General features: G+C 62.4%; 1 protein-coding gene. It reads left to right on the forward strand.

Annotated elements, in window-relative coordinates:
• Nucleotides 1-535 (forward strand): DUF11 domain-containing protein (locus tag NGM62_RS22025; protein ID WP_262250453.1); only part of this gene is annotated, 535 nt, incomplete at both ends.

The raw sequence follows: 535 nt of genomic DNA on the forward strand, positions 1-535 counted from the left end.
TGCCACGTACACGATCACGCAACCTGAGAAAGATGCGGGCGTGGTTGAGAACGCTGCCACGGTGACGGGCACGCCACCGTTCGATCCGGATGAGCCCGGCCAGCCGATCCCGCCTGTTCCATCCACACCGGATACGGGCAATCCCGGCACGCCGGGCGACCCGGGCGTCCCCACGGAAGTGGACGTTCCAGCGAATCCATCGCTATCCTTTGCCAAGACGGGTGTACTGTCTGCTGACGGGAACACCATCGAGTATACGTTCACGGTGACCAATACGGGCAATGTGACGCTGACGGGTATCGAGGCAAGCGACGTTAAGCTTCCCGGCGGTACCGTCGATAACAGTACCGGTACCTGGCCTGTGGCCGAAGGTGTATTGGCTCCGGGCGAGTCTGTGGAGCTGCATGCCACGTACACGATCCCGCAGCCTGAGAAAGATGCGGGTGTGGTAGAGAACGCTGCCACGGTTACGGGCACACCACCGTTTGACCCTGCCGATCCGGATGAACCCGGCCAGCCGATCGCGCCTGTTCCG

Source organism: Parapedobacter soli (assembly GCF_025460835.1).
GTDB lineage: Bacteria > Bacteroidota > Bacteroidia > Sphingobacteriales > Sphingobacteriaceae > Parapedobacter > Parapedobacter soli.